The organism is Allobosea sp. GW821-FHT09G06 (genome assembly GCF_059416005.1).
In genome coordinates this window covers 103,181-127,626 of the sequence record NZ_JBWKOI010000001.1, presented here as the reverse complement: position 1 = coordinate 127,626, position 24,446 = coordinate 103,181, and the positions used below count along the sequence as shown (strand labels likewise).

General features: G+C 66.9%; 22 protein-coding genes. 8 read left to right on the top strand and 14 right to left on the bottom strand.

Annotated elements, in window-relative coordinates; translation table 11 throughout:
• Positions 1 to 101: 101 nt before the first annotated feature.
• Positions 102 to 638, bottom strand: a complete 537-nt coding sequence (locus AC07NY_RS00580; RefSeq protein WP_494580984.1) for a GNAT family N-acetyltransferase — start codon at positions 636 to 638, stop codon at positions 102 to 104.
• 329 nt (positions 639 to 967) lie between these two features.
• Entirely contained in the window at positions 968 to 2,113 is a 1,146-nt protein-coding gene (locus AC07NY_RS00575; RefSeq protein ID WP_257733579.1) for a type III PLP-dependent enzyme, read from the bottom strand.
• 723 nt (positions 2,114 to 2,836) lie between these two features.
• Here AC07NY_RS00575 and AC07NY_RS00570 point away from each other — a divergent pair.
• Together AC07NY_RS00570 and AC07NY_RS00565 are read left to right on the top strand one after the other, a co-directional pair.
• Positions 2,837 to 4,456, top strand: a complete 1,620-nt coding sequence (locus AC07NY_RS00570; RefSeq protein WP_494580982.1) for an OpgD/OpgG family glucan biosynthesis protein — start codon at positions 2,837 to 2,839, stop codon at positions 4,454 to 4,456.
• Positions 4,457 to 4,474: 18 nt separating this feature from the next.
• Positions 4,475 to 4,747, top strand: coding sequence for a GNAT family N-acetyltransferase (locus tag AC07NY_RS00565; RefSeq protein ID WP_494580980.1), 273 nt, complete (start codon positions 4,475 to 4,477; stop codon positions 4,745 to 4,747).
• Between the two features lie 9 nt (positions 4,748 to 4,756).
• Here AC07NY_RS00565 and AC07NY_RS00560 read toward each other — a convergent pair whose 3' ends face one another.
• Both AC07NY_RS00560 and AC07NY_RS00555 read right to left on the bottom strand, forming a co-directional pair.
• Positions 4,757 to 5,212, bottom strand: coding sequence for a Fur family transcriptional regulator (locus tag AC07NY_RS00560; RefSeq protein WP_257733573.1), 456 nt, complete (start codon positions 5,210 to 5,212; stop codon positions 4,757 to 4,759).
• 154 nt (positions 5,213 to 5,366) lie between these two features.
• Positions 5,367 to 6,359, bottom strand: coding sequence for an LLM class flavin-dependent oxidoreductase (locus AC07NY_RS00555; protein ID WP_494580977.1), 993 nt, complete (start codon positions 6,357 to 6,359; stop codon positions 5,367 to 5,369).
• Positions 6,360 to 6,549: 190 nt separating this feature from the next.
• Here AC07NY_RS00555 and AC07NY_RS00550 point away from each other — a divergent pair, with 190 nt between their 5' ends.
• Positions 6,550 to 6,735 (top strand): hypothetical protein, encoded by a 186-nt coding sequence (locus AC07NY_RS00550; protein ID WP_492285971.1) that lies wholly within the window; start codon positions 6,550 to 6,552, stop codon positions 6,733 to 6,735.
• A gap of 3 nt (positions 6,736 to 6,738) precedes the next feature.
• Here AC07NY_RS00550 and serA read toward each other — a convergent pair whose 3' ends face one another.
• The 5 genes from serA to secA all read right to left on the bottom strand — a co-directional run bounded on the left by serA (position 6,739) and on the right by secA (position 13,306).
• A complete protein-coding gene (gene serA / locus AC07NY_RS00545; RefSeq protein ID WP_494580975.1) occupies positions 6,739 to 7,998 on the bottom strand; it encodes a phosphoglycerate dehydrogenase in 1,260 nt (419 codons plus the stop codon).
• A 119-nt stretch (positions 7,999 to 8,117) separates the two neighbouring features.
• Positions 8,118 to 8,564 carry an NfeD family protein gene (locus tag AC07NY_RS00540; RefSeq protein WP_494580974.1) on the bottom strand — a complete coding sequence of 149 codons (447 nt, stop codon included), beginning with the start codon at positions 8,562 to 8,564 and terminating at the stop codon, positions 8,118 to 8,120.
• 12 nt (positions 8,565 to 8,576) lie between these two features.
• Entirely contained in the window at positions 8,577 to 9,560 is a 984-nt protein-coding gene (locus AC07NY_RS00535) for an SPFH domain-containing protein (protein WP_494580973.1), read from the bottom strand.
• Between the two features lie 130 nt (positions 9,561 to 9,690).
• On the bottom strand, positions 9,691 to 10,206 hold the full coding sequence (locus tag AC07NY_RS00530; protein WP_492285975.1) for an invasion associated locus B family protein: 516 nt from the start codon (positions 10,204 to 10,206) through the stop codon (positions 9,691 to 9,693).
• Between the two features lie 325 nt (positions 10,207 to 10,531).
• Positions 10,532 to 13,306: a preprotein translocase subunit SecA gene (gene secA, locus AC07NY_RS00525; RefSeq protein ID WP_494580971.1), complete on the bottom strand. Its 2,775-nt coding sequence runs from the start codon at positions 13,304 to 13,306 to the stop codon at positions 10,532 to 10,534.
• A gap of 361 nt (positions 13,307 to 13,667) precedes the next feature.
• Here secA and AC07NY_RS00520 point away from each other — a divergent pair, with 361 nt between their 5' ends.
• The 5 genes from AC07NY_RS00520 (at position 13,668) to mutT (ending at position 17,825) form a co-directional block, all read left to right on the top strand.
• Positions 13,668 to 14,507: a peptidylprolyl isomerase gene (locus AC07NY_RS00520; RefSeq protein ID WP_492285977.1), complete on the top strand. Its 840-nt coding sequence runs from the start codon at positions 13,668 to 13,670 to the stop codon at positions 14,505 to 14,507.
• Between the two features lie 233 nt (positions 14,508 to 14,740).
• Positions 14,741 to 15,991: a bifunctional glutamate N-acetyltransferase/amino-acid acetyltransferase ArgJ gene (gene argJ, locus AC07NY_RS00515; protein ID WP_494580968.1), complete on the top strand. Its 1,251-nt coding sequence runs from the start codon at positions 14,741 to 14,743 to the stop codon at positions 15,989 to 15,991.
• Complete coding sequence (locus AC07NY_RS00510; RefSeq protein WP_494580967.1) at positions 15,972 to 16,901, top strand: DMT family transporter; 930 nt, start codon at positions 15,972 to 15,974, stop codon at positions 16,899 to 16,901. The genes argJ and AC07NY_RS00510 overlap by 20 nt, the downstream gene beginning before the upstream one ends.
• Entirely contained in the window at positions 16,898 to 17,413 is a 516-nt protein-coding gene (locus AC07NY_RS00505) for a carboxypeptidase regulatory-like domain-containing protein (protein WP_494580965.1), read from the top strand. The genes AC07NY_RS00510 and AC07NY_RS00505 overlap by 4 nt, the downstream gene beginning before the upstream one ends.
• A gap of 7 nt (positions 17,414 to 17,420) precedes the next feature.
• The gene (mutT, locus tag AC07NY_RS00500; protein ID WP_377842824.1) at positions 17,421 to 17,825 is read left to right on the top strand and encodes an 8-oxo-dGTP diphosphatase MutT; all 405 of its coding nucleotides are present in this window, start codon (positions 17,421 to 17,423) and stop codon (positions 17,823 to 17,825) included.
• 2 nt (positions 17,826 to 17,827) lie between these two features.
• Here mutT and AC07NY_RS00495 read toward each other — a convergent pair whose 3' ends face one another.
• The 5 genes from AC07NY_RS00495 to AC07NY_RS00475 form a co-directional block, all read right to left on the bottom strand.
• Positions 17,828 to 18,538 (bottom strand): DUF930 domain-containing protein, encoded by a 711-nt coding sequence (locus AC07NY_RS00495; protein WP_494580963.1) that lies wholly within the window; start codon positions 18,536 to 18,538, stop codon positions 17,828 to 17,830.
• A gap of 98 nt (positions 18,539 to 18,636) precedes the next feature.
• On the bottom strand, positions 18,637 to 19,839 hold the full coding sequence (locus AC07NY_RS00490; RefSeq protein ID WP_494580962.1) for a winged helix-turn-helix domain-containing protein: 1,203 nt from the start codon (positions 19,837 to 19,839) through the stop codon (positions 18,637 to 18,639).
• 113 nt (positions 19,840 to 19,952) lie between these two features.
• Positions 19,953 to 21,101, bottom strand: coding sequence for a hypothetical protein (locus AC07NY_RS00485; protein WP_494580960.1), 1,149 nt, complete (start codon positions 21,099 to 21,101; stop codon positions 19,953 to 19,955).
• 155 nt (positions 21,102 to 21,256) lie between these two features.
• Positions 21,257 to 21,781 (bottom strand): CAP domain-containing protein, encoded by a 525-nt coding sequence (locus tag AC07NY_RS00480; protein ID WP_494580959.1) that lies wholly within the window; start codon positions 21,779 to 21,781, stop codon positions 21,257 to 21,259.
• 4 nt (positions 21,782 to 21,785) lie between these two features.
• Positions 21,786 to 24,407, bottom strand: a complete 2,622-nt coding sequence (locus AC07NY_RS00475; protein WP_494580957.1) for a DUF3772 domain-containing protein — start codon at positions 24,405 to 24,407, stop codon at positions 21,786 to 21,788.
• Between the last annotated feature and the right edge of the window lie 39 nt (positions 24,408 to 24,446).

Genomic DNA, 24,446 nt, shown 5'->3' with positions numbered 1-24,446 from the left:
AGCGCAAAATCGCGCCGTCAATCGCCGGGGACGCCTTCCACGCGGGTGAACGCATGGAAAGCGCCGGGCGATGACGGCGCGATGACGATGAGTCTGAAGGATCAGGCGGCCTGCGCCACCTCATCCGCTTCGAGGGCCGCAGGGATCACAGCACCGCTGGCAACCAGCACGCCGTGTGCGCCATCGAGCGCGCCGTCGCGCAATTCGATCGCGAGGAAGCGCTCGCGCTCGACCGGGCCGGGCATGGCGAGATCGCGCGTCAGCGCCGGATCGAAGCCGAACCGGGCGTAATAAGGCGCATCGCCGACGAGGATGACGGCGCCATGGCCACGGCAGGCCGCGCGCCAGAGCGCCTCGCGCATCATCGCCTTGCCGAGGCCCTCGCCCTGCAATTCGGGCTTCACGGCAAGCGGGCCGAGCAGCAGCGCCGGCACGCCATTGGCTTCCACATGCCAGAGGCGGACGGTCGCCAGCACTTCGCCGTCGCGCTCGGCCGTCAGGGCCAGGCCATCGGCCGGCAGACGGCCCTCGCGCAGGCGCTCGCTCGACTTGGCGGTGCGGCGCTCGCCCAGGCAACGGTCGAGCAGCGCCTCGCGGGCGGGAATGTCGTTGGCGATCTCGTCGCGGATCGTGATCATGACGCACCTCCTGCCGGAGCGCCTGCATTCACGCAGACCTTCCAGGCGCCGCGCGGACGCGGCCACCGCAGCGGACCGAAAAGTGGAACCCACTTTTCGGAATAATCCGATGCGATACCAATAGGTTAGATCATCTTTACCGCGTCCGTTAGGACGCGGGATGATCTAGCGGATGAGTTGTGTGGAAGGGGGTCCGGCGGGAGCCACGCCCGCATCTCCGTTCTGGAGATACGAACGCTCCGCCCGTTTGACCGGGCAGCCTGCTGTCTCAGACAGGGCGCTTCGCCGGACCCGATGGGATCAGGAGGGAACTCGCGTTCCCTCCGACGTCAGATGACGTACTGCTTCAGCGGCGGGAAGCCGTTGAAGGCGACGGCCGAATAGGTCGTCGTATAGGCGCCCGTGCCCTCGATCAGCACCTTGTCGCCGATCTCCAGCGAGAAGGGCAGCATGTACGGGGTCTTCTCGTACATGACATCGACCGAGTCGCAGGTCGGCCCGGCGAGCACGCAGGGAACCGTCGCATCGCCATCGCGCACGGTGCGGATGGGGTAGCGGATCGCCTCGTCCATGGTCTCGGCGAGACCGTTGAACTTGCCGATATCGAGATAGACCCAGCGGACCTCGTCCGTTTCGGCCTTCTTCGAGATCAGCACGACCTCGGCCTCGATCAGGCCGGCTTCGCCGACCATGCCGCGGCCCGGCTCGATGATCGTCTCGGGCAGCTGGTTGCCGAAATGCTTCGACAGCGCCCGGAAGATCGCGTCGCCATAGGACGGCACGCCCGGAATCGGCTTCAGGTAACGCGCCGGGAAGCCGCCGCCGAGGTTGACCATCGACAGCGAGATGCCGCGGGTGGCGCATTCCTTGAAGATCGCCGAGGCCGAAGCCAGGGCCGAATCCCAAGCGTTCACGTTGGCCTGCTGCGAGCCGACATGGAACGAGATGCCATAGGCCAGGAGGCCCATGCGATGGCCGTGCTCAAGCACGTCCGCGGCCATTTCGGGCACGCAGCCGAACTTGCGCGAGAGCGGCCAGTCGGCGCCGGCACCGTCGCAGAGGATGCGGCAGAAGATGCGCGCGTCGGTCGTGCCGGTCTTCTCGGCGGAACGGGCGACCTTCTCGACCTCGGCCGTGCAGTCGACGGCGAACAGGCGCACGCCGAGCTCCATGGCGCGCACGACGTCGCGCTCCTTCTTGATGGTGTTGCCGAAGGAGATGCGATCGGCCGTGGCGCCGGCCGCGAGCGCGAGCTCGATCTCGACGACCGAGGCGCAATCGAAGCAGGAGCCGAGCTTGGCGAGCAGGGCGAGCACCTCCGGCGCCGGGTTGGCCTTCACCGCGTAGAAGACGCGGGTGTCGGGCAACGCACGGGCGAAGGCATGATAGTTGGCGCGCACGACTTCGGTGTCGATGACGACGCAGGGCCCGTCCTCGCGGCGGGTACGAAGAAACTCACGGATGCGGTCGGTCATGAGACGCGACTCCCCTACGACGCAAGCGGCGTCGATGCGATGTATCGCCGGAGTGAATCGTCGCTGTCGCGCGGCGCTGTGGAGACGCCTGCTACAACGGACGAGCCGTCCGGACCCGAAACACCGTTCGATTGGGGAAGACCCCGCACGGCCGGCAATGAAGGACAAGCCTCTTCGGTGCCGGCCTGTGGAAAGCCGGCGAGACCAAAAAAGCCCGCTCCGTCGTTGCTTTAAGCTGCGTCCCCCGTGGAGATTCGGGGTTCGCCGGTTTTGCCTCCGGCTGCCGGTCTGTGTCGGGGAACGGCCTCCTTGCGGAAACCGGGAGGCGTGATTTGAGGGATGTCCATCCCCTCCATCCGTCCTCCAACCCCTGGCGGCTGTCCGGCCTCTTGTCCGGATGCCCACCGACCAGCACGCGGCCACAGGCACGTGCGAATTGGGTGAACGCGATATACGGATGCTCGCCCCCGACCACAAGTGTTTTGTGCACCCGCAGCCGCATTTTTTTGCAGGGCCGATCCGCGTCCATTCGGGAACGGGCTAACCGCGGAAAGCGCTTTGCCGGCTACGACTTAACTGGGGTCGATGCGGGAGCGGCGGCACCTTGCGATATGTTCATCTGCCGTCAATGCCGGATGCCCTAGACCGGCCCCATTCGATGGCCTTAACTCTCGCTAGCCGCCTATCTTGAAAAGCCCGGGCAACGGGGAAGACGGAACACGCATGACCACGACAGACCGCCGCCGCGTCCTGGGCGGACTTTCAGCCGCGCTTTGCCTCTCAGTGGCGCCTTCCGTCCTGCTCGCGCAACAGCCGCGCCCCCAGCCTCAGCCGCAAGGCCAGCCGCAGACGCCGCCCCCCCAGAACGCCGCGCCGCAGCCGCGCTTCGGCTTCGAGGACGTGCAGCGCCGCGCCCGCGAGATCGCCGCCGTTCCCTATGAGCCGATCGCGCCGCTGCCGGAGGCTTTGGCCAAGCTCGACTACGATTCCTGGCGCGACATCCGCTTCCGCCCCGACCGCGCCTTGCTGCAGCAGAACGGCTCGCCCTTCCGCATGCAGATGTTCCATCCGGGCTTCCTCTTCACCCGCCCGGTCACGGTGAACGTCGTGCGCGACGGCGTGCCCATGCCGGTGCCCTATGCCGCGAACCTGTTCGATTACGGCAAGGTCAAGTTCGAGAAACCGCTGCCGGTCAATCTCGGCTTCGCCGGCTTCCGTCTGCACTACCCGCTCAACGACCCCCGTGTTTACGACGAGCTGATCTCCTTTATCGGGGCGAGCTATTTCCGGGTGCTCGGCCGCGGCCAGCGCTACGGCCTGTCAGCTCGCGGCCTGTCCATCGGTGCGGGCACGGCTGCCGAGGAATTCCCGGTCTTCCGCGAATTCTGGATCGAGCAGCCGGCGGCCAATGCCGAGCGCGTCATCATCCATACCCTGCTCGATTCGCCGGCGGTGACCGGCGCCTACCGCTTCACCATCTATCCCGATCTGGACACGGTGGTGGAGGTCGCGGCGACGCTCTATCCGCGCACGACCATCGAGAAGCTCGGCCTTGCGCCGCTGACCTCGATGTTCTTCACCGGCGAGAACGACCGGCGCTTCTTCGACGATTTCCGCAGCGAACTGCACGATTCGGATGGGCTGATGATCCATTCCGGCAGCGGCGAGTGGATCTGGCGCCCACTGCGCAATCCCAAGCAGCAGGCCGTCTCCTCCTTCGTCGAGCGCAGCATCCGCGGCTTCGGCCTGATGCAGCGCGACCGCACCTTCGAGCACTATCAGGATCTCGACCTGAACTATGAGCTGCGGCCCTCCTACTGGATCGAGCCGCAGGGCGACTGGGGCGAGGGCGTCGTCGAGCTGATCGAGATGCCGACGACCGACGAAACCAACGACAACATCGTCGCACTCTGGGCACCGAAGACCCCGCTGGAGCCGGGCAAGGAATTCTCCTTCGGCTACAAGCTGATCTCGATGCTCGATTCCGGCGATCTCCACCCGGGCGGGCGCGTGGTCAACACCTACCAGGCCAAGCCGAAGGCGCTGGGCTCGGGCGAGCCGGTCACCGAGGGCTCGCGCCGCTTCATCATCGACTTTGCCGGCGGCGATCTCGACTATTACCTGAAGCAGCCGGAGAAGGTGGAGATCGTGCCCTCGATCGCCTATGGCCGGATCGACCGCGCCTTCATCGTACCGAACCGCAAGACCGAGGGCTTCCGCGCCTTCGTCGATGTCGTGGTCGAGCCGGGCCAGCTCGCCGAGATGCGCGCCTTCCTCCGCAGCGGCGGCAAGACGCTGACCGAAACCTGGAGCTATCCCTGGCGCGCCGAAGCGCAGGGGTGATCTGAAGGAGCCTCAATCATGGACGTCGTCGAGAACCCCGGGCAGAACCGCTTCGAACTGACGCTCGACGGCGGCACCGCGCTCGTCGCCTATCGCCGCGATGGCGAGCGTCTGGTGCTGGTCCATACCGAGGTGCCCACGCAATTCGCCGGCCAAGGCATAGGCTCAAGACTGGCGAAGGGCGTCTTCGAATTGCTGCGCGCAAGCGGGCGCAAGGCCGTGGTGCGCTGCGAGTTCCTCAAGGGCTGGATCGCGAAGCACCCCGAGTACAACGACGTCGTCGACGGCTGAGCCGCGACCTCACGAGGTCTTGCGGCCACCCCGGCGCGCCGGCTGCTTCTTGCGACCGTAGAGCTCGAGGCGATGGCGGACGAGCTCATAGCCGAGCTCCGCCGCGATCCGGCGCTGCAGCTCCTCGATCGCGTCCGAGGAGAACTCGATCACCTCGCCCGAATCGACATCGATCAGGTGGTCGTGATGCTCCTGGTCGGCATGCTCGTAACGCGAGATGCCGTCCTCGAAGGCGTGGCGCTCGATCGCACCTTGCGATTCCAGCACCTTCATCGTCCGGTAGACGGTCGAGAGCGACAGCGTCGGATCATGTGCGAAGGCGCGGGTGAAAATCCCCTTCGCATCGGGGTGATCGTCGGCTTCGGCCAGCACGCGCAGGATCAACCGTCGCTGCTGCGTCATGCGCAGCCCGGCCCCCTTCAGCTGGCTCTCGAAAACGGCAATGCGCCGGTCAGTCTCGGTCATGCCTTGCCATAGCAATGCCGTCAGCCAATTGCAAAAGCGGCTAAAAGAAAATCATTCTCATTTGCAATATAAATGCAAATGACTTTCAATATTATTAAAGCTGCGGTGGCACTGCTGCCCGCTGGCAGCAGCCAGCTTCGTCAGGGCGAAAGCCTTATCGCCCGAGTTCGCTCGCGATCCCGGCCACGAGTTCGAACGAGCGCTTGCGCTTGTCATGGTCGAAGATCGGCGCGGTGATCATGATCTCGTCCGCACGGGTCTCGCGCACGAAGGCGCCGAGGGTCCGCTTCAGCGTCTCCGGCGAGCCGATGAAGGCGTAGCGCAGCATCCCCGAGACATGCGCCTTCTCGGCCGGCGACCAGTACTGCTCGATATCGTCGATCGGCGGCTGGAGCTTGCCCCGCGCGCCACGGACCATGCCGACGAAGCGCTGCTGCAGCGAGGTCGCGAGATAGCGCGCCTCTTCGTCGGTATCGGCCGCCACGACATTGATGCCCGGCATCGCATGCGGCGCCGCCAGTTGCTCGGACGGCTTGAACCGTTCGCGATAGACAGCGAGCGCCTGCATCAACGCATCCGGCGCGAAATGCGAGGCGAAGCTGTAGGGCAGCCCAAGCTCGGCTGCGAGCTGCGCGCCGAACAGGCTCGACCCGAGAATCCAGAGCGGGACGTTCAGCCCCTCGCCCGGCACAGCGCGGATCGCCTGGTTCGGCCCGGCCGGCGCGAACAGCGCCTGCAATTCGAGCACGTCCTGCGGGAAGCTGTCGGAAGACATCGGGTTGCGGCGCAGCGCCCGGAGCGTCAGCTGGTCGGTCCCCGGCGCGCGGCCGAGGCCGAGATCGATACGCCCCGGAAACAGCGCCTCCAGCGTGCCGAACTGCTCGGCGATGACGAGCGGCGCATGGTTCGGCAGCATGATGCCACCGGCGCCGACGCGGATCGTGCTGGTCGCGGCGGCGAGCTGCCCGATCACCACCGAGGTCGCCGCGCTGGCGATGCCGACCATGTTGTGATGCTCGGCCACCCAGTAGCGGGTGTAGCCGAGCCGCTCGGCATGGCGGATCAGGTCCGTGGATTTCAGCAGCGCCTCGCGCGGCCCCTCCCCTTCGACGACGGGAACGAGATCGAGGACGGAGATCGCGACCATGACGGCCCCTGCTGGCTGGCGTCGGGATAGGCCCGGCGGAACGACGTAGCTTCACCAGATGGGAAGGCTGGCCGGCCCGGTCCAGAGGGCGGCCCGCTTCGTCATGGCGCGCCTGCGCTGGCGTTCTGGCGGAACGGCTGTGCCCCTGCCGCGTTCCCTCTCCGAGATAGCCACACCGAAGGGAGTGACCATGACCGCCACCGCCAATCCCGCCAAGGAAAGCCTGCGCCAGGAGCAGAAGGAGCAGCGCAAGGCCGCGCGCGAGCACGGCAAGGATGCCGAACTCAACCGGGCCCTGAAGGACACCTTCCCCGCCAGCGACCCCGTGGCGACGCAGACGCCGATCAAGCCCGGCGCCAAGGCCAAGAAGGCCTGAGGCTCAGTCGCGCTGGTAGAGCAGGCGCGCGCGGATCGTGCCGTCGAGGACACGGATTTCGCGCAGGATGTCGCGCGCCTCGTTGCTCGACACGCCGTCCGCTTCCATCACGACATAACCGACCTCGCCATCGGTCTGGTAGTTCTGAGCGGCGATATTGACCTGCCGGTTGGCGAAGACGTCGTTCAGCCGTCGCAGCATGCCCGGCACGTTGCGCTGGACATGGATGAAGCGCGTGCCGATCGGGCGCGCCGGCAATTGCACCTGCGGGAAATTGACCGCGCCGACGGTCGAGCCGACATCGGAATAATCGACGAGCTTGCGCGCGACCTCGGCGCCGATGCGCTCCTGCGCTTCCTCGGTCGAGCCGCCGATATGCGGCGTCAGGATCACGTTGGAGAGGCCCTGCAGCGGTGTGACGAAGCGCTCGGCATTGGAGGCCGGCTCGATCGGAAAGACGTCGACCGCCGCGCCCGCCAGATGGCCGCTCTTCAGTGCGGCCGCGACCGCGTCGAGATCGACGACAGTGCCGCGCGAATTGTTGATGAGATAGGCGCCCTTCTTCATCGCCGCGATCTGCGCCGCGCCGATCATCCCCGCCGTCTGCGCCGTCTCCGGCACATGCAGCGAGACGATATCGGCGGCGCCCAGCAGGGCGTTGAGGCTGATGGTCGGCTCGGTATTGCCGTGGCGCAGGCGGTCGGTGTGATCGTAATAGATCACGCGCATGCCCATCGCCTCGGCCAGCGTCGAAAGCTGGCTGCCGATATTGCCATAGCCGACGATGCCGAGCGTCTTGCCGCGCACCTCGAAGGAGCCGTTGGCCGACTTGTCCCAGCCGCCCTGATGGGCATCGCGCGAGCGGTCCGGAATGCGCCGGAGCAGCATGACGATCTCGCCGATGGTGAGCTCCGCGACGCTGCGCGTATTCGAGAACGGCGCGTTGAACACCGGCACGCCGCGCAGGCGCGCGGCCTCCAGATCGACCTGATTGGTGCCCACCGAGAAGCAGCCGACGGCGAAGAGCCGGTCGGCCCCGGCGAAGATCTCCGGCGTCAGCTGGGTGCGCGAGCGGATGCCGAGCACGTGCACGCCCTGGATCGCCTTGAGCAGCGCCTCGCGATCGAGCGCCTTCGGCAGTCTTTCGAGATTGCTGTAGCCGGCCTGCTCCAGGAGCTCGACGGCGGAATCGTTGATACCTTCCAGCAGCAGGACCTTGATGCGGTCCTTCGGAAGGGAAAGGCGTTCGCTGGCGGTGGTCATGGAGGTCACGCTCATGGAGGAGCGGTTGCTATAGTCCTCGCAACGCAGGAGGCCAACGTCCTGAACGCAACGCTGCTACGAAAAACCGCGCAGCCGATGCAAAAACCTCATGACGGGCTTCAGGCCTTCTCGACGACCAGCGTCGAGCCCTCGACCCTGACGACCTTGACCTCGGCTCCAGCCAGCAGTTCCGGGCCGACGATGCGCCAGGACGAATCGCCGACGCGCACGCGCCCCTCGCCGCCCGCCATCGTCGTCTCCAGCCGGAAGACCTTGCCGATCAGCTGGCGGCCGCGATCATTGAGCCCCGTCGCGGCATCCGGCTCCTCGGCCTTGCGGCGGGTGAGCAGCCGTCCTGCGGCGACGCATGCGATGGCGAGAATCGCAAAGACGATACAGGCCGCCTGCCAGCCGAGCCCGAAGAGACCGACGACCGCACCCGTGACGAGCGCCGCCAACCCGAGCCAGATCAGAAAGACACCCGGCGCCAGCATCTCGCCGCCGATCAGTACGAGACCGAGAATGGCCCAGCTCCAGCCGCCCAAATTCGCAAGTCCTTCGAGCACGTCGGCCTCCGCTCACGCGCCCGGACGGCCGGAGGTCGGAACCGAGCCGGTCCCGCCACGACGCTGCGCCGTCGCATCTTCGCCGAAGACGGCCTTGGTGAGCTGCGCGATGCCGCCGACCGTGCCGGCGAGCGACGCGGCTTCGATCGGCACGATCACAACCTTGCTGTTCTGGCTCGACGCGATCGCTTTCAGCGCGTCGGTATAGCGCTCCGCGATCAGGAAGTTGGCGGCCTGGATGTCACCGCGACTGATCGCTTCCGAAACCATGGCCGTCGCCGCCGCTTCGGCCTGCGCCAGCCGCTCGCGGGCCTCGGCATCACGCAGCGCCGCTTCCTTGCGGCCTTCGGCGGCAAGGATCTGCGACTGCTTCTGACCCTCGGCCTTCAGGATCTCCGCCTGCCGCAAACCTTCGGCTTCGAGCACGGCGGCGCGCTTCTCGCGCTCGGCCTTCATCTGCCGGTTCATCGCGCCGGCGATATCGGCCGGCGGCAGGATATCCCTGATCTCGATGCGCGTGACCTTGACGCCCCAGGGCGAGGCGGCGGCATCCATCACGCGCAGCAGACGTTCGTTGATCTCGTCGCGATGCGACAGGAGCTGGTCGAGGTCCATCGAGCCGACGACGGTGCGGATATTGGTCATGGTCAGGACCATCAGCGCGTCGTTGAGCGAGGCGACCTCGTAACAGGCCTTGGCCGCGTCGAGCACCTGGAAGAAGGCGGCGGCATCGATGCGCACGCCGGCATTGTCCTTGGTGATCGCCTCCTGCGAGGGAATGTCGAGCACCTGCTCCATGACATTCACCTTGTGCCCGATGCGGTCGATCCAGGGCCAGATCAGGCCGAGACCGGCACCCAGCGTGCGCGAATAGCGGCCGAAGCGCTCGACGGTGTAATTATAGCCCTGCGGGACGGTGCGGACGCCGAGGCCGATCGCCATGACGATCACCACGACGATGACGATCACGGAGATATTGAAGCCCGACAAATCCATCGCGTCCCCCAGCGGCGCGGTGCGCCGTCCTGCTCATCTAGTTCTCAAACTGGCGTTTGCGAGGGCCGTATGCAAGCGCGGGTAGCGCAGGGCGAGCCATCCGCAACGACGGCTCGCCCCGAAACCGACGTCAGCTCTGCGTCGCGTTGGTATCGCAGCGGGCCAGCATGCGCGACGCAGCGGTCACGCCCGCGAGCGAGAACTGATAGGTCGTGACGTTGCCGCGCAGCGAGCGCGCTTCGAGCGTCATGGTGCTGCCCGCGCGCATCGCGGCCAGCAGCGCCGGCTCCCGCTCCAGCCGCTCGAGCCAGGCATTGCTGCCCTCGGTCAGCATGCGGAAGCTGTCATCGCCGATCGTGACGGTGACCACCGAGTCCCGGGCGAAGTCATAGCCCGTCTGGAAGCTCGATTCCGTATCCGAGGCCTTATCGCCGGTCTGGACAAAGAAAAAGACTTCGCCATGACGCAAATTCGACGGCTCCTCCGACGAGGGTTTGCTCATGATGAAGCAACGCGCCAGATCACCCTTTGCGTAAGTGGCAGCATTCCAGTTGCCGAACTGACCCAATGACTGGGGGCTCGCCGCCTGTACGCCCGTGCCCGCCAGGATGGTGAGGCAGGCGGCCGAAAGCGCTGTCTTGAACATGGTCTCATCTCCTTTCATCGCGGCCAACTTGGAAAGGAGAGTGTTACCGAGGCGTAAATAGGGCTCGGATAATTGATGCGTCGATCCAGCGCAGGACGAGCCGGGCAGACCGCGAGGGCTTGTCGATTGTCCTCGGAATCACGTCGTCATCCCGGGCTTGACCCGGAATCCATCGTAAGGCTCCGGAGCTCTATGATGGATCCCGGATCAGCGCCGCTTCGCGGCTTGTCCGGATGACGATGCGGTTTCATCGACAATCGAATGCCCCAAAACGACGATGCCCGGCACAGGGCCGGGCATCGAACGCATTCAGGACGGCAGTGCCTCAGGCGAACTGGCCGTGGCAGTGCTTGAACTTCTTGCCGGAGCCGCAGGGACAAGGCTCGTTGCGGCCGACCTTGCCCCAGCTCTTGGGGTCTTCCGGGTTCCGGTCCAGCACGGCGGTATCGGCATCGGTCGCGGCGTACTGCACGCCGGTCGCGCCATAATCGCCGAAGCCCGAGCCCGCGCCGTCCTGCGCCTGCGTCGGCGCCTGGTCCTCGGGCTGGTCGAAGCGCACCTCGATGCGCGAGAGATGGCCGGTGACCTGCTGGCGCAGATGGCCGATCAGCCCGTCGAACAGCTCGAAGGCCTCCTGCTTGTACTCCTGCAGCGGGTCGCGCTGGGCAAGCCCGCGCCAGCCGATGACCTGGCGGAGATGGTCGAGCGTGACCAGATGCTCGCGCCAGAGGTGGTCGAGCGACTGCAGCAGCACCTGCTTCTCGACATAGGTCATGACCTCGTCGGTATTGCGCTCGATGCGGCCGGCATAGTCCTCGTCGGCGAGCTTGCGGATGCGCTCGCGGATCTCGCTGTCGGCGATGCCTTCTTCCTTGGCCCAGTCCTCGATCGGCAGATCGAGATTGAGATGCTGGATCACCTCCTGCTTGAGGCCGGCGCTGTCCCACTGCTCGGGATAGGCCTCCTCGGGGATGTGGCGGGCGACGACATCCTCGACAACGCCATGGCGCATGTCGTCGATGGTCTCGCGCACGCTCGCCTGCTTCATGAAATCGCGGCGCTGCTCGAACACGACCTTGCGCTGGTCGTTCATGACGTCGTCGTATTTCAGGATGTTCTTGCGGATGTCGAAATTGCGCGCCTCGACCTTGCCCTGCGCCTTCTCGACCGCCTTGTTGATCCAGGGATGGACGATCGCCTCGTCCTCCTTGAGGCCGAGCTTGGTCAGCATGCCGTCCATCCGGTCGGAACCGAAAATGCGCATCAGGTCGTCCTGCAGCGACAGGAAGAACTTCGAGCGGCCGGGATCGCCCTGGCGGCCGGCGCGGCCGCGCAGCTGGTTGTCGATGCGCCGGCTCTCATGGCGCTCGGTGCCGACGATGTAGAGGCCGCCGGACTTGAGCACGCGCTGCTTGAAATCGGCGACCTCGGCGCGGATGGCTGCCGCCTTCGCGTCGCGCTCCGGGCCCTCTTCGATGCCGGCGAGGTCGTGGGAAATCCGCATGTCGGCATTGCCACCAAGCTGGATGTCAGTGCCGCGGCCGGCCATGTTGGTGGCGATGGTGATCGCGCCGGGCACGCCGGCCTGCGCGACGATATAGGCTTCCTGCTCGTGGAAGCGCGCGTTCAGCACGGCGAAGGCCTTGATCGTCCGGCCCTCGCGCGCCGCCTGATAGATCGGCTCCAGCGCCTTGGGATCGGTGAAGTCGAGGAGCTTGTAGCCCTCCTTCTCCAGCATCTCGGCGATCAGCTCGGAGCGCTCGATCGAGGTGGTGCCGACCAGCAGCGGCTGGCCGTTGGCCTGCGCGGCCTGGATCTCGCGGATGACGCCGCGCACCTTCTCCTCGAAGGTACGGTAGACCTCGTCATCCTCGTCCCTGCGGGCGATCGGGACATTGGTCGGGATCTCGACGACCTCGAGCTTGTAGATCTGGAAGAACTCGTCAGCCTCGGTCGCCGCCGTGCCGGTCATGCCGGCGAGCTTCTTGTAGAGGCGGAAATAGTTCTGGAAGGTGATCGAGGCCAGCGTCGCGTTCTCGGGCTGGACGGTGACATGCTCCTTGGCTTCCAGCGCCTGGTGCAGGCCTTCCGAATAACGCCGGCCCGGCATCATGCGGCCGGTGAACTCGTCGATGATCACGACCTCGTCGCCGCGGACGATATAGTCCTTGTCGCGGGTGAACAGCGAATGCGCGCGCAGCGCCTGGTTGACGTGGTGGACCAGCGTGACGTTGTGGGCGTCATAGAGGTCGCCCTCTTTCAGGAGCCCGGCCTCGCGCAGCAATTCCTCGATATGGTCGTTGCCGGCCTCGGTCAGCGCCACCGTGCGCTGTTTCTCGTCGACCTCGTAATCGGCGGGGACGAGACCTGGCAGCACCTTGTCGATCGAGACATAGAGCTCCGACTTGTCGTCGAGCGGACCGGAGATGATCAGCGGCGTGCGGGCCTCGTCGACCAGGATCGAGTCGACCTCGTCGACGATCGCGAAATGGTGGCCGCGCTGGCTCATCTGCGCGACGTCGTATTTCATGTTGTCGCGGAGATAGTCGAAGCCGAACTCGTTGTTCGTGCCGTAGGTGATGTCGCAGGCATAGGCGCGCTGGCGCTCCTCGTCGTCGAGGCCGTGCACGATGATGCCGACGGTCAGGCCGAGGAAATTGTAGAGCTTCGCCATCCACTCGGCGTCGCGCCGGGCGAGGTAGTCGTTGACGGTGACGACATGGACGCCCTTGCCTTCAAGCGCGTTGAGATAGGTCGGCAGGGTCGCGACCAGCGTCTTGCCTTCGCCGGTCTTCATCTCGGCGATGGCGCCCTCGTGCAGCACCATGCCGCCGATGAGCTGCACGTCATAGGGGCGCTGGCCGAGCACGCGCTTGGCCGCCTCGCGCACCGTGGCGAAGGCCGGCACGAGCAGGTCGTCGAGCTTCTTGCCCTCCGTGATCTGCTTCTTGAATTCCTCGGTGCGCGCCTTCAGGGCCTCGTCGCTCAGCGCGGCGATCTCTGTCTCCAGCGCGTTGATCGCGGCGACGCGGGGCTGATAGCCCTTGACGCGGCGGTCATTCGACGAGCCGAAGAGTTTCTTTGCGAGCGCGCCAAGCATGTTGGGCCTTTCAGGTGATGCGTTGAGCCCCCGGCCGGCGCGTATCGTCAAAGTCGCGCGCGAACCGGAGGTTCGGTATTCTCGAAATGCGACCGCGTGTTTAGACGCGAGCGCGGGCAGGGTCCAGCGTGCGTTTCGACCAATAGGCAGCGAAACGGCAAGTGAATTCGGCTCCCGATGTGGGGTTTTTCCGCCCCGCTTCCAAGAGCCCCGGCCAAGATCATCGGACGCTGCGGCATCCGGGCCGGTGCAAAGCGGCGTGATCGGCCGGCCGCAATCGCCTGAACCGCCTTGCCTTTGCCGCGTTCATCGGGCAGTGCAGCCGTCAAATCGCCTCGGTTTCCGCGAAAGGCCGTCATTCATGAACTCAGCCCGTTTCATTGCCGTCCTCGGCTTCGCGCTGCTGGCGGGCCCGGCCTTCGCCCAGGCCGACAAGGTTGTCGCCAAGGTCGACGGCATCGCCATCACCGAGAAGGACATCCAGCTCGCGAGCGAGGATCTCGGCGAGCGCCTTGCCCAGCTCCCCGAGGAGCGCAAGCGCGACGAAGTCATCAACTATCTCGTCGATCTCAAGCTCGGCGCCAAGGCCGCGGCCGAGGCCAAGATCGGCGATACTCCCGATTTCGCCGCCCGCCTCGCCTATTACCGCGAGAAGGTGCTGCTCGACGAATACCTGACCCGCGAGGGCAAGAAGGCCGTCACCGCTGAGGCCGCCAAGAAGCTCTTCGACGACACCACCAAGGCGATGACGCCCGAGGAAGAGGCTCATGCCCGCCACATCCTCGTCGAGGACGAGGCGCAGGCCAAGGCTGCGGTCGAGCGGCTGAAGAAGGGCGAGGACTTCGCCAAGGTCGCGGCCGAACTCTCCAAAGACCCGGGCTCGGGCAAGGAAGGTGGCGATCTCGGCTGGTTCACCAAGGACCGCATGGTGCCGGAATTCGCCGAAGCCGCCTTCAAGCTGAAGAAGGGCGAGGTTTCCGAGCCGGTGAAGAGCCAGTTCGGCTGGCATATCATCAAGCTCGAGGACAAGCGCTCGAAGCCGCTGCCGGATTTCGCCGCGGTGAAGCCGCAGATCGACCAGTATCTCGAGCGCAAGGCCCAGCAGGACCTCGTCCTGGCCATGCGCGAGAAGGCCAAGGTCGAGCGCCTCGACAAGCCGGCTGCGGACGCCGCCAAGCCGGCCGAGCCGAAGAAGAACTGATTTAGGGCCGTCATTCTCGGGCTAAGCGCAGCGCAGACCCGAGAATCTCTACCCGGAGATGCTCGGGTCGAGCCCGAGCATGACGGAGATCTTCATTTTATAGGGCGGCCCTTGCGGCCGCCCTTCTTGTTTTCGTCATCGGCCTGCGGCAGAGGGGCTCTCGAACGAGACGCGCTGCCCGGCGAACGCACGATTCGCCGGTCCTCCAGCAGCGCTCCGCAGGAGGAAGCCCGATGGCCGGCAAGGATGTCCCCGTTTCCCCGCTCGCGCCGAAGCGCCAGCCCAAGGTTCCGCCGATCCCGGGCGTGCGCTTCGCCACGGCCGAGGCCGGCATCCGTTACAAGGGTCGCCAGGACGTCTGGTTCGCGTTGCTCGACGAGGGCACGCAGGTCGCCGGCGTCTTTACCCGCTCGAAATGCCCTTCCGCTCCGGTCGACTGGTGCCGCGAGAACCTGAAGCAAGGCTCTGCCCGCGCCGTCGTCGTCAATTCCGGCAATGCCAACGCCTTCACCGGCCTGAAGGGCCGTGACGCGGTCAAGCTCACCGCCGAGATCGCCGCCAAGGCGGCGGCTTGCAAGCCCCATGAGGTCTTCATCGCCTCGACCGGCGTGATCGGCGAGCCGCTCGACGCGACCAAGTTCAAGGGCGTGCTCGACGAATGCGCCAAGCGCGCCGCCGACGGTCCCTGGATCGACGCCGCCCGCGCGATCATGACCACCGACACCTTCCCGAAGGCCCTGACTCGCAAGGCCAAGATCGACGGCAAGGAGGTCGTCATCGCCGGCATCGCCAAGGGCGCCGGCATGATCGCGCCGGACATGGCGACGATGCTCTCCTTCGTCTTCACCGACGCCCCGATCGCGGCCCCCGTGCTCCAGGCCCTGCTCTCCAAGGGCGTGAAGGGCTCGTTCAACGCGGTCACCGTCGACAGCGACACCTCGACCTCGGACACGCTGATGCTGTTCGCCACCGGCAAGGCAGCCGAGCGCGGCGTGCCGGCCATCACCGAGATCAACGACAACAGGCTTTCGGGCTTCAAGCGCGCGCTGAACGCGATCCTGCTCGAGCTCTCCCATCTCGTCTGCAAGGACGGCGAAGGCGCCCGCAAATTCGTCGAGGTGCGCGTCAGCGGCGCGACGTCCGCCCGCTCGGCCAAGCGCGTCGCGCTCTCCATCGCCAATTCGCCATTGGTCAAGACCGCCATCGCCGGCGAGGACGCCAATTGGGGCCGCGTCGTCATGGCCGTCGGCAAGGCCGGCGAGCCGGCCGATCGCGACAGGCTCGATATCGGCTTCGGCGACATCGTCGTGGCCAAGCAGGGCGCGCGCGCACCGTCCTATGACGAGCTGGCCGTGTCGGACTACATGAAGGGCGACTCGATCGTCATCACCGCCGATCTCGGGCTGGGACGCGGCAAGGCCACGGTCTGGACCTGCGACCTGACCAAGGCCTATGTCGAGATCAATGGCGACTACCGCTCCTGAGGCTTCGGCCGCGCCCGAGCCGAGCCGCGGCTTCATCGCCACCCATCTGCTCGTCACGGCCTTCTTCTGGGGCTCCAGCTTCCTGTTCATCAAGCTGATGGCCGGACAGGTCTCGCCCTTCGCCATCGCGGCGGGGCGCGGTCTGCTCGGCGCGGTCTCGCTTTCGCTCTGGCTGCTTTGGCTCGGCCAGAGCCCGTTGCCGCGCCGCCACGAGATCCGCCACTGGCTGATCCTCGGCGCGACCAATGGCTGGATCCCCAATATCCTGATCGCCTACGCCCTGATCCAGCTCGCCAGCGGCCCGGCCGCGATGATCCAGGCAGCGGGGCCGCTGATCACCGCCATCGTCGCGCATCTGATCTTCGCCGAAGAGCGCCTGAGCGGGCGCCGCCTCGTCGGCATCCTGATCGGTCTCGCCGGCGTCGCCCTGCTGATCGGCCCGCGCCTGTTCGAGGGTGGCGGCACCGCGCTCAGCGTGCTGGCCATGGTCGCGACCATGTTGAGCTATGCAACCGGCAACATCTATGTCCGCGCGGTCCCCGCCCCGGCCGGCGACCCGATGCGCCTCGCGCTCGGCCAGCAGGTCGTCTCCGGGCTCAGCGCCTCGCTCCTGGCCCTGGCCTTCGCCGGGCCAGCCGCCTTCCTGCCCCTGCGCGACCACTGGATCGCCCTGCTCGCGCTCGGCATCTTCTGCACGGCCATCCCGATGACGGTGTTCATGCGCCTGATCCGGGCCGCCGGCCCGACGCGCGCGGCGATGACCGGCTATCTCGTGCCGACTGTCGCCGCGACCATGGGCGTGCTCGTCCTCGGCGAAACGCTGGAGTTGCGGCAGATCGCCGCCGGTTGCATCATCCTGATCGGCGTCTTCCTGGTGACGATGGCGCCGCGTCGGGTGGGGGCTGCATGAGGATCGGGGTTGTCGCGGCAGCCATATTGGCCGCCGTCATCATGACGGGCTGCGTCGAGCGCAAGCCCGCGACCGTCGCCTTCTCCACGGAGGAAGCCGCCTTCATCAAGAAGACCGGCACGGGCGTCATCACCGGCCATGCCTTCCGCACCAAGCCGAGCGGTGTGGTCGTCAACGCCGCCGGGCAGGTCGTGCGCCTCATTCCCGATACGGCGTTCGCGCGCGAGCGCTTCGCCAATTTCTACGGCAAGGCCAAATACGTGCCCCACAGCGCCTATCCGCGCGACGACAGCGTCGATCCCGCCTATTCAGAATACACCCGCACGACCAAGGCCGAGGCCAATGGCCGCTTCGCCTTCGAGAAGGTCGCCCCCGGCAGCTATTTCCTGACCACGCAGGTGATCTGGGGCGAGGAAACCGCCTTCACCCGCGAGGGCGGCTCGGTCTATGACAGCGTCACGCTGACGGGCAAGGAAACCGAGCCCGTCCAGGTCATCCTCTCCGGCAACTGAGTTCCCCGTGAAACTGCTTCTCGTCGTCGCCTGCGCCCTGATCGATGCCGACAACCGCGTCCTCGTCACCCAGCGCCCGGAAGGCAAGGCGCTGGCGGGCCTGTGGGAATTCCCGGGCGGCAAGCTGGAGCCCGGCGAGCGGCCGGAGCCCGCGCTGATCCGCGAGCTCTCGGAGGAACTCGGCATCACCGTGAAGGAGGACTGCCTCGCGCCGCTGACTTTCGCCAGCTATGCCTATCCCGAATTCCACCTGCTGATGCCGCTCTATATCTGCCGGCGCTGGCAGGGCACGGCCATGTCGCGTGAGGGCCAGGCGCTGAAATGGGTCCGCCCCGGCAAGCTACGCGATCTCGCCATGCCGCCCGCCGACGAACCGCTGATCCCGCCCTTGATCGACCTGCTCGGCGCCTGAGTTCAATGCACCGCTGGGAGGCCGAGAGCCTCCCAGCGCTCCCTCGGGATCGGCTCGCCGACATGGAAGGCGAAGGCCGTGACGCGTTTCAGATCGGGCGAGACGGTGCAGGCGAAGCGCAGGCCATACCAGCGCCGGCGGCTGCGGAAGGCGGCGCCCTCCGCCGTCAGGACCCGCCCTGATAGCTTCGTGCCGGCCAGCGCATAGGTCGTGACGCGATCCGGCTCGAAATCGCGCTGCCAGTCATGGATCTGGCCCATCGCCTCCAGGCCGCAGATTTGTTCGACACGTTCTTCCGGCGCGAGCCTCGGCAACATGGCCACGGTCTCCCGGCTGCGCGGATCGGCGAGCACGCGTTGCGACAGCATGCGCGGCGGATGGATCATGCCGTCCGCCTCGACAGGGGTCCGCTGGGCACTCGCCGCAGGCGGCTGCGGCAAGGGCGCAGGCTCATCCGGCTTCGGAAGAGCCTCAGGCGAGGTCGGTGCCGCGGGTACGGGAGCGGCAACCGGCGGCGGCTTCGGCCGGGTCAGCGCCTCGAATTCCTCGGGCGTCTGCAATTCGACCTCGACGCTCTGCTCGGTGATGGGAGCCGTCTCGAAAGTCTGGATCGCGACCGAGGCCAGCCAGGCGAGCAGCGCAGCATGCAGGATCGCGGCGATCGGCAGGCCCGGAGCAGGCATCGAGAACCGTGCCGAGACCGCCATTGCCATAGCTTAGGCTGCAATCCTGCCGCGGGCACAGGGCGCCGGTCGCGCTATCCTCGTCATCCGCTTGCCCGCCCTGCTCCCCGAGCGGGCAACAGCGACGATCAAGCCGGCATTTTTGTGATCTCGGGCAATGGCTCCACCGCCACCTCGTCGAGCGCGAGCTGGAAACGCTCGAAGCGCTGCAGCTCCTCCTCGATCGCCACCTTCAGCGCCGGCGTCTCACAGCCCTCCAGCCAGGTCCATTGCTGCATCAGGAGCTTGCCGGCCGCCCGGTCAGTCTTGAGGTCGAGCACCGCCACGACGCGCTCGCCCGCCAGCACCGGCAGGCCGAAATAACCGTAGACCCGCTTCTCCTTCGGCAGATAGGCCTCGAAGACATGGGCGTAGTCGAGGAGGAGCTTCGCCCGCTTGCGCTGGATCATCAGCGGATCGAAGGGCGAGAGGAGGTGGATCAGCGTCTCCTCCGGCGCGGGGAGAGGTTCCAGCACGGCCGCGCGAGCCCAGTGCTGCGTCTTGCCGGCGCCCTCTACCGCAACGGGGACAAGCTCCTTGCGCTTGACGCGGGCCGCGATCAGCTCGGCTACCGCCTTCTTCGAGGGCGCGTCGAGATGGCAGATCGAATCGAGGCTGACCAGCCCCTGCGCCGTCAGCGCCCGGTCGAGCAGATAGGCCGTGATCTGCCGCTCGCTCGCTGGCGTCGGCTTCTTCTCCCACTGGAAATGCCGGTCGAACAACTCATAGGTCTTGACCATGCCCGCACGCGCCGAGATCGCGAGCTCGCCGTCGTAGAAGGCCCGTTCCAGCAGGCCCTTGGACGGCTTCTTGCTGGCCCAGAGATGAGCCTTCTCGATCAGTTCCTCCTCGATATCGCGGATCGACAGGGCCCCGTCCTTGCGGATGCGGCGCAGAAGCTTGCGCGTCTCCTCGCGGGCCCCGACCGCCGACCAGCGCTTCGGCTCCTCGCGATGCGCCTTCATCGCCGGCAGGAAATAGCGGATGTCGCGAGACGGCACGTAGGCCAGCGCATGCGTCCAGTATTCGAAGACGCTCTTCCCGGCCGATTGCAGATGGGCGAGGTCGGCCCGGCGATAGGAGGGGATGCGGGCATAGAGGATATGATGGTGGCAGCGCTCGATCACGTTGATCGTGTCGATCTGGACATAGCCGAGATGCTCGATCGCGGCACGCGCCGCTTCCGGCCCCGCTCCGAAAGGGTCGCGCCGGTCCAGGCGCTGGGCCTGGAGCCAGATACGGCGGGCCTGTTCGGCGGTGACGGAGATCGGCTTGCGTGGACGCGGAGGCATGAGCGCAAGCTAGCGGCACGGACGGCTTCGGTTAAGAGGCCGGAGGCGCCACCGCTGACAGGATCTGGCGGGAGCCTTCCGGTCGTCGACTGAGGGTCTCGAGCGCCCCGCCTTCAGAACTCGCCGCTCACGCCGAAACGGGCACCGCCGAAGCTGTTGCTGGCCAGGCTGATGCCGGCATTGATCGCGACGGGAAAGGGCACATCGAGCCGATGCGCCACGGCGAAACCGGCCGCCCATTCGCCTTTGTAGGTCGCGGTATTGCCACTCCAGCTCGTCTTGCCGGGCTGGGATGGCATCGCCGCCCCCGTCATCGCCATCGCCGCCGCGACGCCCTGCCGCGCCTCGCGCCGCCCCTCACGCGCATAGGCCGCGACATCGTCGATGCGCTGGTCGAGCGCGGTGAGCGCCGCCCCGACATTCGAATAGATGCCGCTGCGCAAGACATAGCGCGGCCCGGTGAAATTGCCGTTCGCATCGAAGCCTGCCCCGCCCCCCAACGCCGAGGCCGAGCTGTTGGCGACGGAGCGGAGCTGGCGCAGATTGACCGCGTCGGTGTCCTGCGTGCCCCCGGCGACATGGGTGATCTGGCGCTCGTTCCCGGCCGCGCCGATCGAAAGCGCGCCTTGCGTCGAAGCGACCGCCGTCCCGCTGAAGGCCTCCCTCGACCCGGCCAGCCCGCCCCGCAACGCAACCGAACCCGCGCCCAACGCGATGCCGCCCGCAGCCGAGACCGCACTGTCGCGCCCGATCGCGACGCCATCCGCCGCCGTCACCGCGCCGCGCAGGCCGATCGCGATCGCGCCCGTCGCGGCGCCGGAGGTCATGGCGCCATGGCCGAAGGCGATGGCGTTCGGGTCCGCCGCGCTGGCCTTGGGGCTCGCCGTGCTGCCGAGCCCGCTGACCTCGCCGCCGCCGATGGCGATGCCGCCTGGCCCCTCGACCGTGACGCTGTCCGCCTTGAGCTTGCAGTTGCCCGGCAAGGTGACGAGGTTGCCGTTCTGGTCGCGGATGCTGAGGCCGATATTCCGGCCGCTCAGCGTGTCCCGCAGGTTGAGGTTCACCTCGCCGATGAGACCGTTCAACACGGGATCGAGCAGGCCACCGAGCAGCCCGGAGGCTGCGTTGGTGACCGGCTGGAGCACCGGGAGATCGACGCCGAGCCCGGTGCAGACATCGATCAGACCGCCCGACTGGGCGCTGGCCATGCCGGGAGACAAGGCGGCAACCAGAACGACGAGCGCAAGCGGACGGCGTGACATCGGCACCCCTCCAGGACAATCCCGTTGCGGGAATTATCGGATGGGCACAAGAATAGGTTGCATATGGTTGCATAACCGTAAATACACAACCATTGGTTGTCCAAGCCGTCGGCTAAGTCGATCCGCGCAATCGATCGCGCGATCTCGCCCGCCCGTCAGGGTGCGACGATCAGCGCCCAGTAGACCTGATATTTGGAGCCCGGCGCATAGGCTGTGGCGATGCCCATGCGCTTCGCCTTGGCATCCTTCATGACGCGATCGTGCTGCGGCGAATCCCGCCAGCCCGAGAAGGCTTCGGCGAGACGGCGATAGCCGGCCGAGAGATTGGCTTCCGCCCCCGGCTGCCCCTCGCGGGCGAGGCGCGCCTTGACCGCATCGGCCTGGGCGGGCTTGTCGGAGCCGGCCATGGCTGTGGCTTCGCGCCGGGCCGCCTCGACCAGCTCGGGATCGAGCACGAGGGGCCCGAGCCCGGCATTGAGCCGATAGGCCGAGATCATCGCCCGTGCCTGCTCCGTGTCGACCTGCGCCGAGGCCGAGCCGAGATCGCGATAGAAGGCGGGCTGGCCCTGCCGCTGCGGCTCGGCGCAACCGGCAACGCCAAGGATCGCAAGGGCGCCGGCAAGCGCGGCCGGGCAGGTCATCGCGCGCGAAATTGCGGCGCGGCGGAAAAGGCTGGGCATCCGATCATTCCTTGCTGTCGTCCTTGGCAGGCTCGGGCGCCGGGGCGGGAGCGGGCTTGCTGGCCTCGGCTTCCTCCTCCTCGGACTCCTCCACCGCAACCGGCTTGCGCGTACGGCGGGCCGAGCTGGCCGGGGCCGGCTTCGGCGCCTCCCGCTTCACGCGGCTGCGCGCGCCTTCTCCCCGCCCGACCGCCTCGGCGATGCTCCCGAGCGAGTGCTCGACGCCTTCCAGCCCGCGCACCATCAGCTCGGGCACGGCGGCGGCCGGCTCCATCTCGGCGAGGCGCTTGTGGATCGCGAAATTCAGGTCGCTGTTGACGCGGCCCGTGATCTCGACGTCGCCGACCACGCAGACCAGCTCGAAATCCATCGTCGTGGTGCCGAGCTTCTTGAACATCACGGCCGGCGGCGGCTTCTGCATGACGTCGCCATGGTTCGAGGCGACTTCGGACAGCATCGCACGTACCTGGCCGGCATCGAGCGTCCGCGGCACGGTGAGCGCGATCAGCACGCGCCCGGTCCGGTCGTTGCGGACGCGGTTGCGCACCACGCCGGAGATCAGGTTCGAGTTCGGGACGATCACGGTCGCCCGGTCGAATGTCGCGATCTCGGTGGAGCGCACATTGATGCGCTTCACGATGCCCTCGATGTCGCCGACCAGGACCTGGTCGCCGACGCGGATCGGCCGCTCCCAGAGCAGGATCAGGCCCGAGACGAAATTCGACACCACCGATTGCAGGCCGAAACCGATACCGACCGACAGCGCCGAGGCGACCAGCGTCAGGCGCTCCAGGCTCAGGCCCACCGCCGAGACAGTGATCGCCGCCGCAGCGATATAGCCGACATAGCCGGCCGCCGTGGTGATCGAGTTGCGCAGGCCGGGATCGAGCGCCGTCGTCGGCAGGAACTGGTTCTCGAGCCAACGCTGCATCGCACGCGTCGCGCCGATGCCCATCGCGAAGACGATCGCGCCGACGACGATGGTCGAGAGCGAGATCGTGACGCCGCCGACCTGGAAGCCGAAGAAGGCGGCCCGAAGCGAAACCAGGAAATCGCTCGATTCCAGCCCCCAGGGCGCCAGCACGAGCAGCACGGTCACCGCGATCAGCAGAAGCTTCAGCACGCCGACGCCGATGACCGAGATCTTGTCGAGCGTGGCCGCGCGCAGGCCCATGCCCGCCTTCAACGTCAGCGCGAAGCGCCCCTTGCCGCCGAAGAGCCGGGGAATGCCGAGATCGATGAACTGGAAGACCAGCAGGAACAGGCAGGCGACGATCCCGACCCAAAGCGCCTGCTCGGCCAGGAAGGCGGCGAAGATGACATAGCCGGTGAGCGTGGCCGTGATGATGCCGAAGCCGATGACCCAGCCGAAGATGCGCACCGGACCGAGGCTCGCGCCGTCCACCGGGACATAGGGGCCGAGACAGGCCTCCTGCTCGACCTCCTCGTCATCGCGGATCTGGTAGAGCCCGGCAATCAGGGCGAGCGCGAACAGGATGGCGAAGAAAGCCTTCACGATGATCGAGATGGCGAGGCCGGCAGCGATCGCCTGCAGCCAGGCCTCGAAGACCTTGCCGACCGACATCACCGCCGCGAGCGAGCTTGCGATCCAGACGACGCTGCGCGCCGTCGTATCCATCACCTTGACGAGGCGGCGCTGCGGGCTCGACGGCGCGAACAGAGCATCTGCGAGCGCCTGCACGAAGGCGAAGAAGGCGAGACCGACGACGACCGCCCAGATCACCGGCTGGATGCGCGGTGGCAGCAGGCCGGTGGTGTTCAGCGCCTTGTAGATCAGCCAGCTCGCCAGCACGGGTGGCGCCGCACCGGCGACGATATGGGCGAGTGCGATATAGAGGCAGTGCAGGTTGCCGGTGTCCTGCGTATTGCTGAAGCGCGCCTTGAAGCGCGGCAGATAGCGCGCGCGCGCCCAATAGAGCAGGATCGCCCCCATCAGGGCGAAGGCGACGACCGTGCCGCGCGTGCCGGAGAAGGCGTCCCTGACCCCTTCCAGCCAGCCGCCGAAGATATAGCCGGAGGCGCGCAGGTCCTCCGGTGCAGTCGCGACCGCATTGCTCCAGACTTCCGGATTCGCCACGGAAGGCCCGGCCGCGAACAGCTGCTTGGCGAAGATGTCACGGCGCTTGTCGCCGATGCTGCTTTGCAGATGCTCGGCCTGGAGCAGCGAGGCCTTGGCGAGCTTCAGCGTCTCGTCGGCATCGGCGAAGGCCTTGGCCCGCGCCTCCCGGTCGCGGACGATCTCGGCGCTTTCGGCCGGAGCGTTGGCCTCCGGCTTGGGGCCGAGCTGGTCGACCCGGAGCTTGGCCTGGTCGACGCGTGGCGTCTGCTCGTCGATGATCAGGCGCAGCTGGTCGAGCGAGGGCTGCAGGCGCAGGCGCTGCCGCTGCAATTCGGCGTCGGTCGGATCGGGCGAGGCCAGCGTCGTCTCGATCTGGGCAAGATCGGCGCGGACATTGTCCAGCCGGGCGCGCAGGCTGCCCGGATCGGGCGCCGTCTGGGCCAGGGCCGAACCGGCCACCGCGAAGGCCATGGCCACGAGGAGCAGGCAAGCCGCCAGGAAGCCTCGCAGGCTCGAAAACGACGCTTGCGTCCTGCGCGCTGCCATGGGGATGCGGCCCTGCCCGTCCAGATGATTCGGCTCCGG

Bases quoted from the DNA above. Each gene is read 5' to 3' on its own strand.
- AC07NY_RS00570 (WP_494580982.1), top strand. From the start codon at position 2,837: ATGACCACGACAGACCGCCGCCGCGTCCTGGGCGGACTTTCAGCCGCG.
- AC07NY_RS00565 (WP_494580980.1), top strand. From the start codon at position 4,475: ATGGACGTCGTCGAGAACCCCGGGCAGAACCGCTTCGAACTGACGCTC.
- AC07NY_RS00535 (WP_494580973.1), bottom strand. From the start codon at position 9,560: ATGGATTTGTCGGGCTTCAATATCTCCGTGATCGTCATCGTCGTGGTG.
- AC07NY_RS00490 (WP_494580962.1), bottom strand. From the start codon at position 19,839: ATGCCTCCGCGTCCACGCAAGCCGATCTCCGTCACCGCCGAACAGGCC.
- AC07NY_RS00505 (WP_494580965.1), top strand. From the start codon at position 16,898: ATGAGGATCGGGGTTGTCGCGGCAGCCATATTGGCCGCCGTCATCATG.
- AC07NY_RS00560 (WP_257733573.1), bottom strand. From the start codon at position 5,212: ATGACCGAGACTGACCGGCGCATTGCCGTTTTCGAGAGCCAGCTGAAG.
- AC07NY_RS00555 (WP_494580977.1), bottom strand. From the start codon at position 6,359: ATGGTCGCGATCTCCGTCCTCGATCTCGTTCCCGTCGTCGAAGGGGAG.
- AC07NY_RS00520 (WP_492285977.1), top strand. From the start codon at position 13,668: ATGAACTCAGCCCGTTTCATTGCCGTCCTCGGCTTCGCGCTGCTGGCG.
- argJ (WP_494580968.1), top strand. From the start codon at position 14,741: ATGGCCGGCAAGGATGTCCCCGTTTCCCCGCTCGCGCCGAAGCGCCAG.
- AC07NY_RS00485 (WP_494580960.1), bottom strand. From the start codon at position 21,101: ATGTCACGCCGTCCGCTTGCGCTCGTCGTTCTGGTTGCCGCCTTGTCT.
- AC07NY_RS00510 (WP_494580967.1), top strand. From the start codon at position 15,972: ATGGCGACTACCGCTCCTGAGGCTTCGGCCGCGCCCGAGCCGAGCCGC.
- AC07NY_RS00495 (WP_494580963.1), bottom strand. From the start codon at position 18,538: ATGGCAATGGCGGTCTCGGCACGGTTCTCGATGCCTGCTCCGGGCCTG.
- secA (WP_494580971.1), bottom strand. From the start codon at position 13,306: ATGCTTGGCGCGCTCGCAAAGAAACTCTTCGGCTCGTCGAATGACCGC.
- AC07NY_RS00475 (WP_494580957.1), bottom strand. From the start codon at position 24,407: ATGGCAGCGCGCAGGACGCAAGCGTCGTTTTCGAGCCTGCGAGGCTTC.
- AC07NY_RS00530 (WP_492285975.1), bottom strand. From the start codon at position 10,206: ATGTTCAAGACAGCGCTTTCGGCCGCCTGCCTCACCATCCTGGCGGGC.
- AC07NY_RS00550 (WP_492285971.1), top strand. From the start codon at position 6,550: ATGACCGCCACCGCCAATCCCGCCAAGGAAAGCCTGCGCCAGGAGCAG.
- AC07NY_RS00575 (WP_257733579.1), bottom strand. From the start codon at position 2,113: ATGACCGACCGCATCCGTGAGTTTCTTCGTACCCGCCGCGAGGACGGG.
- AC07NY_RS00480 (WP_494580959.1), bottom strand. From the start codon at position 21,781: ATGCCCAGCCTTTTCCGCCGCGCCGCAATTTCGCGCGCGATGACCTGC.
- AC07NY_RS00580 (WP_494580984.1), bottom strand. From the start codon at position 638: ATGATCACGATCCGCGACGAGATCGCCAACGACATTCCCGCCCGCGAG.
- serA (WP_494580975.1), bottom strand. From the start codon at position 7,998: ATGACCACCGCCAGCGAACGCCTTTCCCTTCCGAAGGACCGCATCAAG.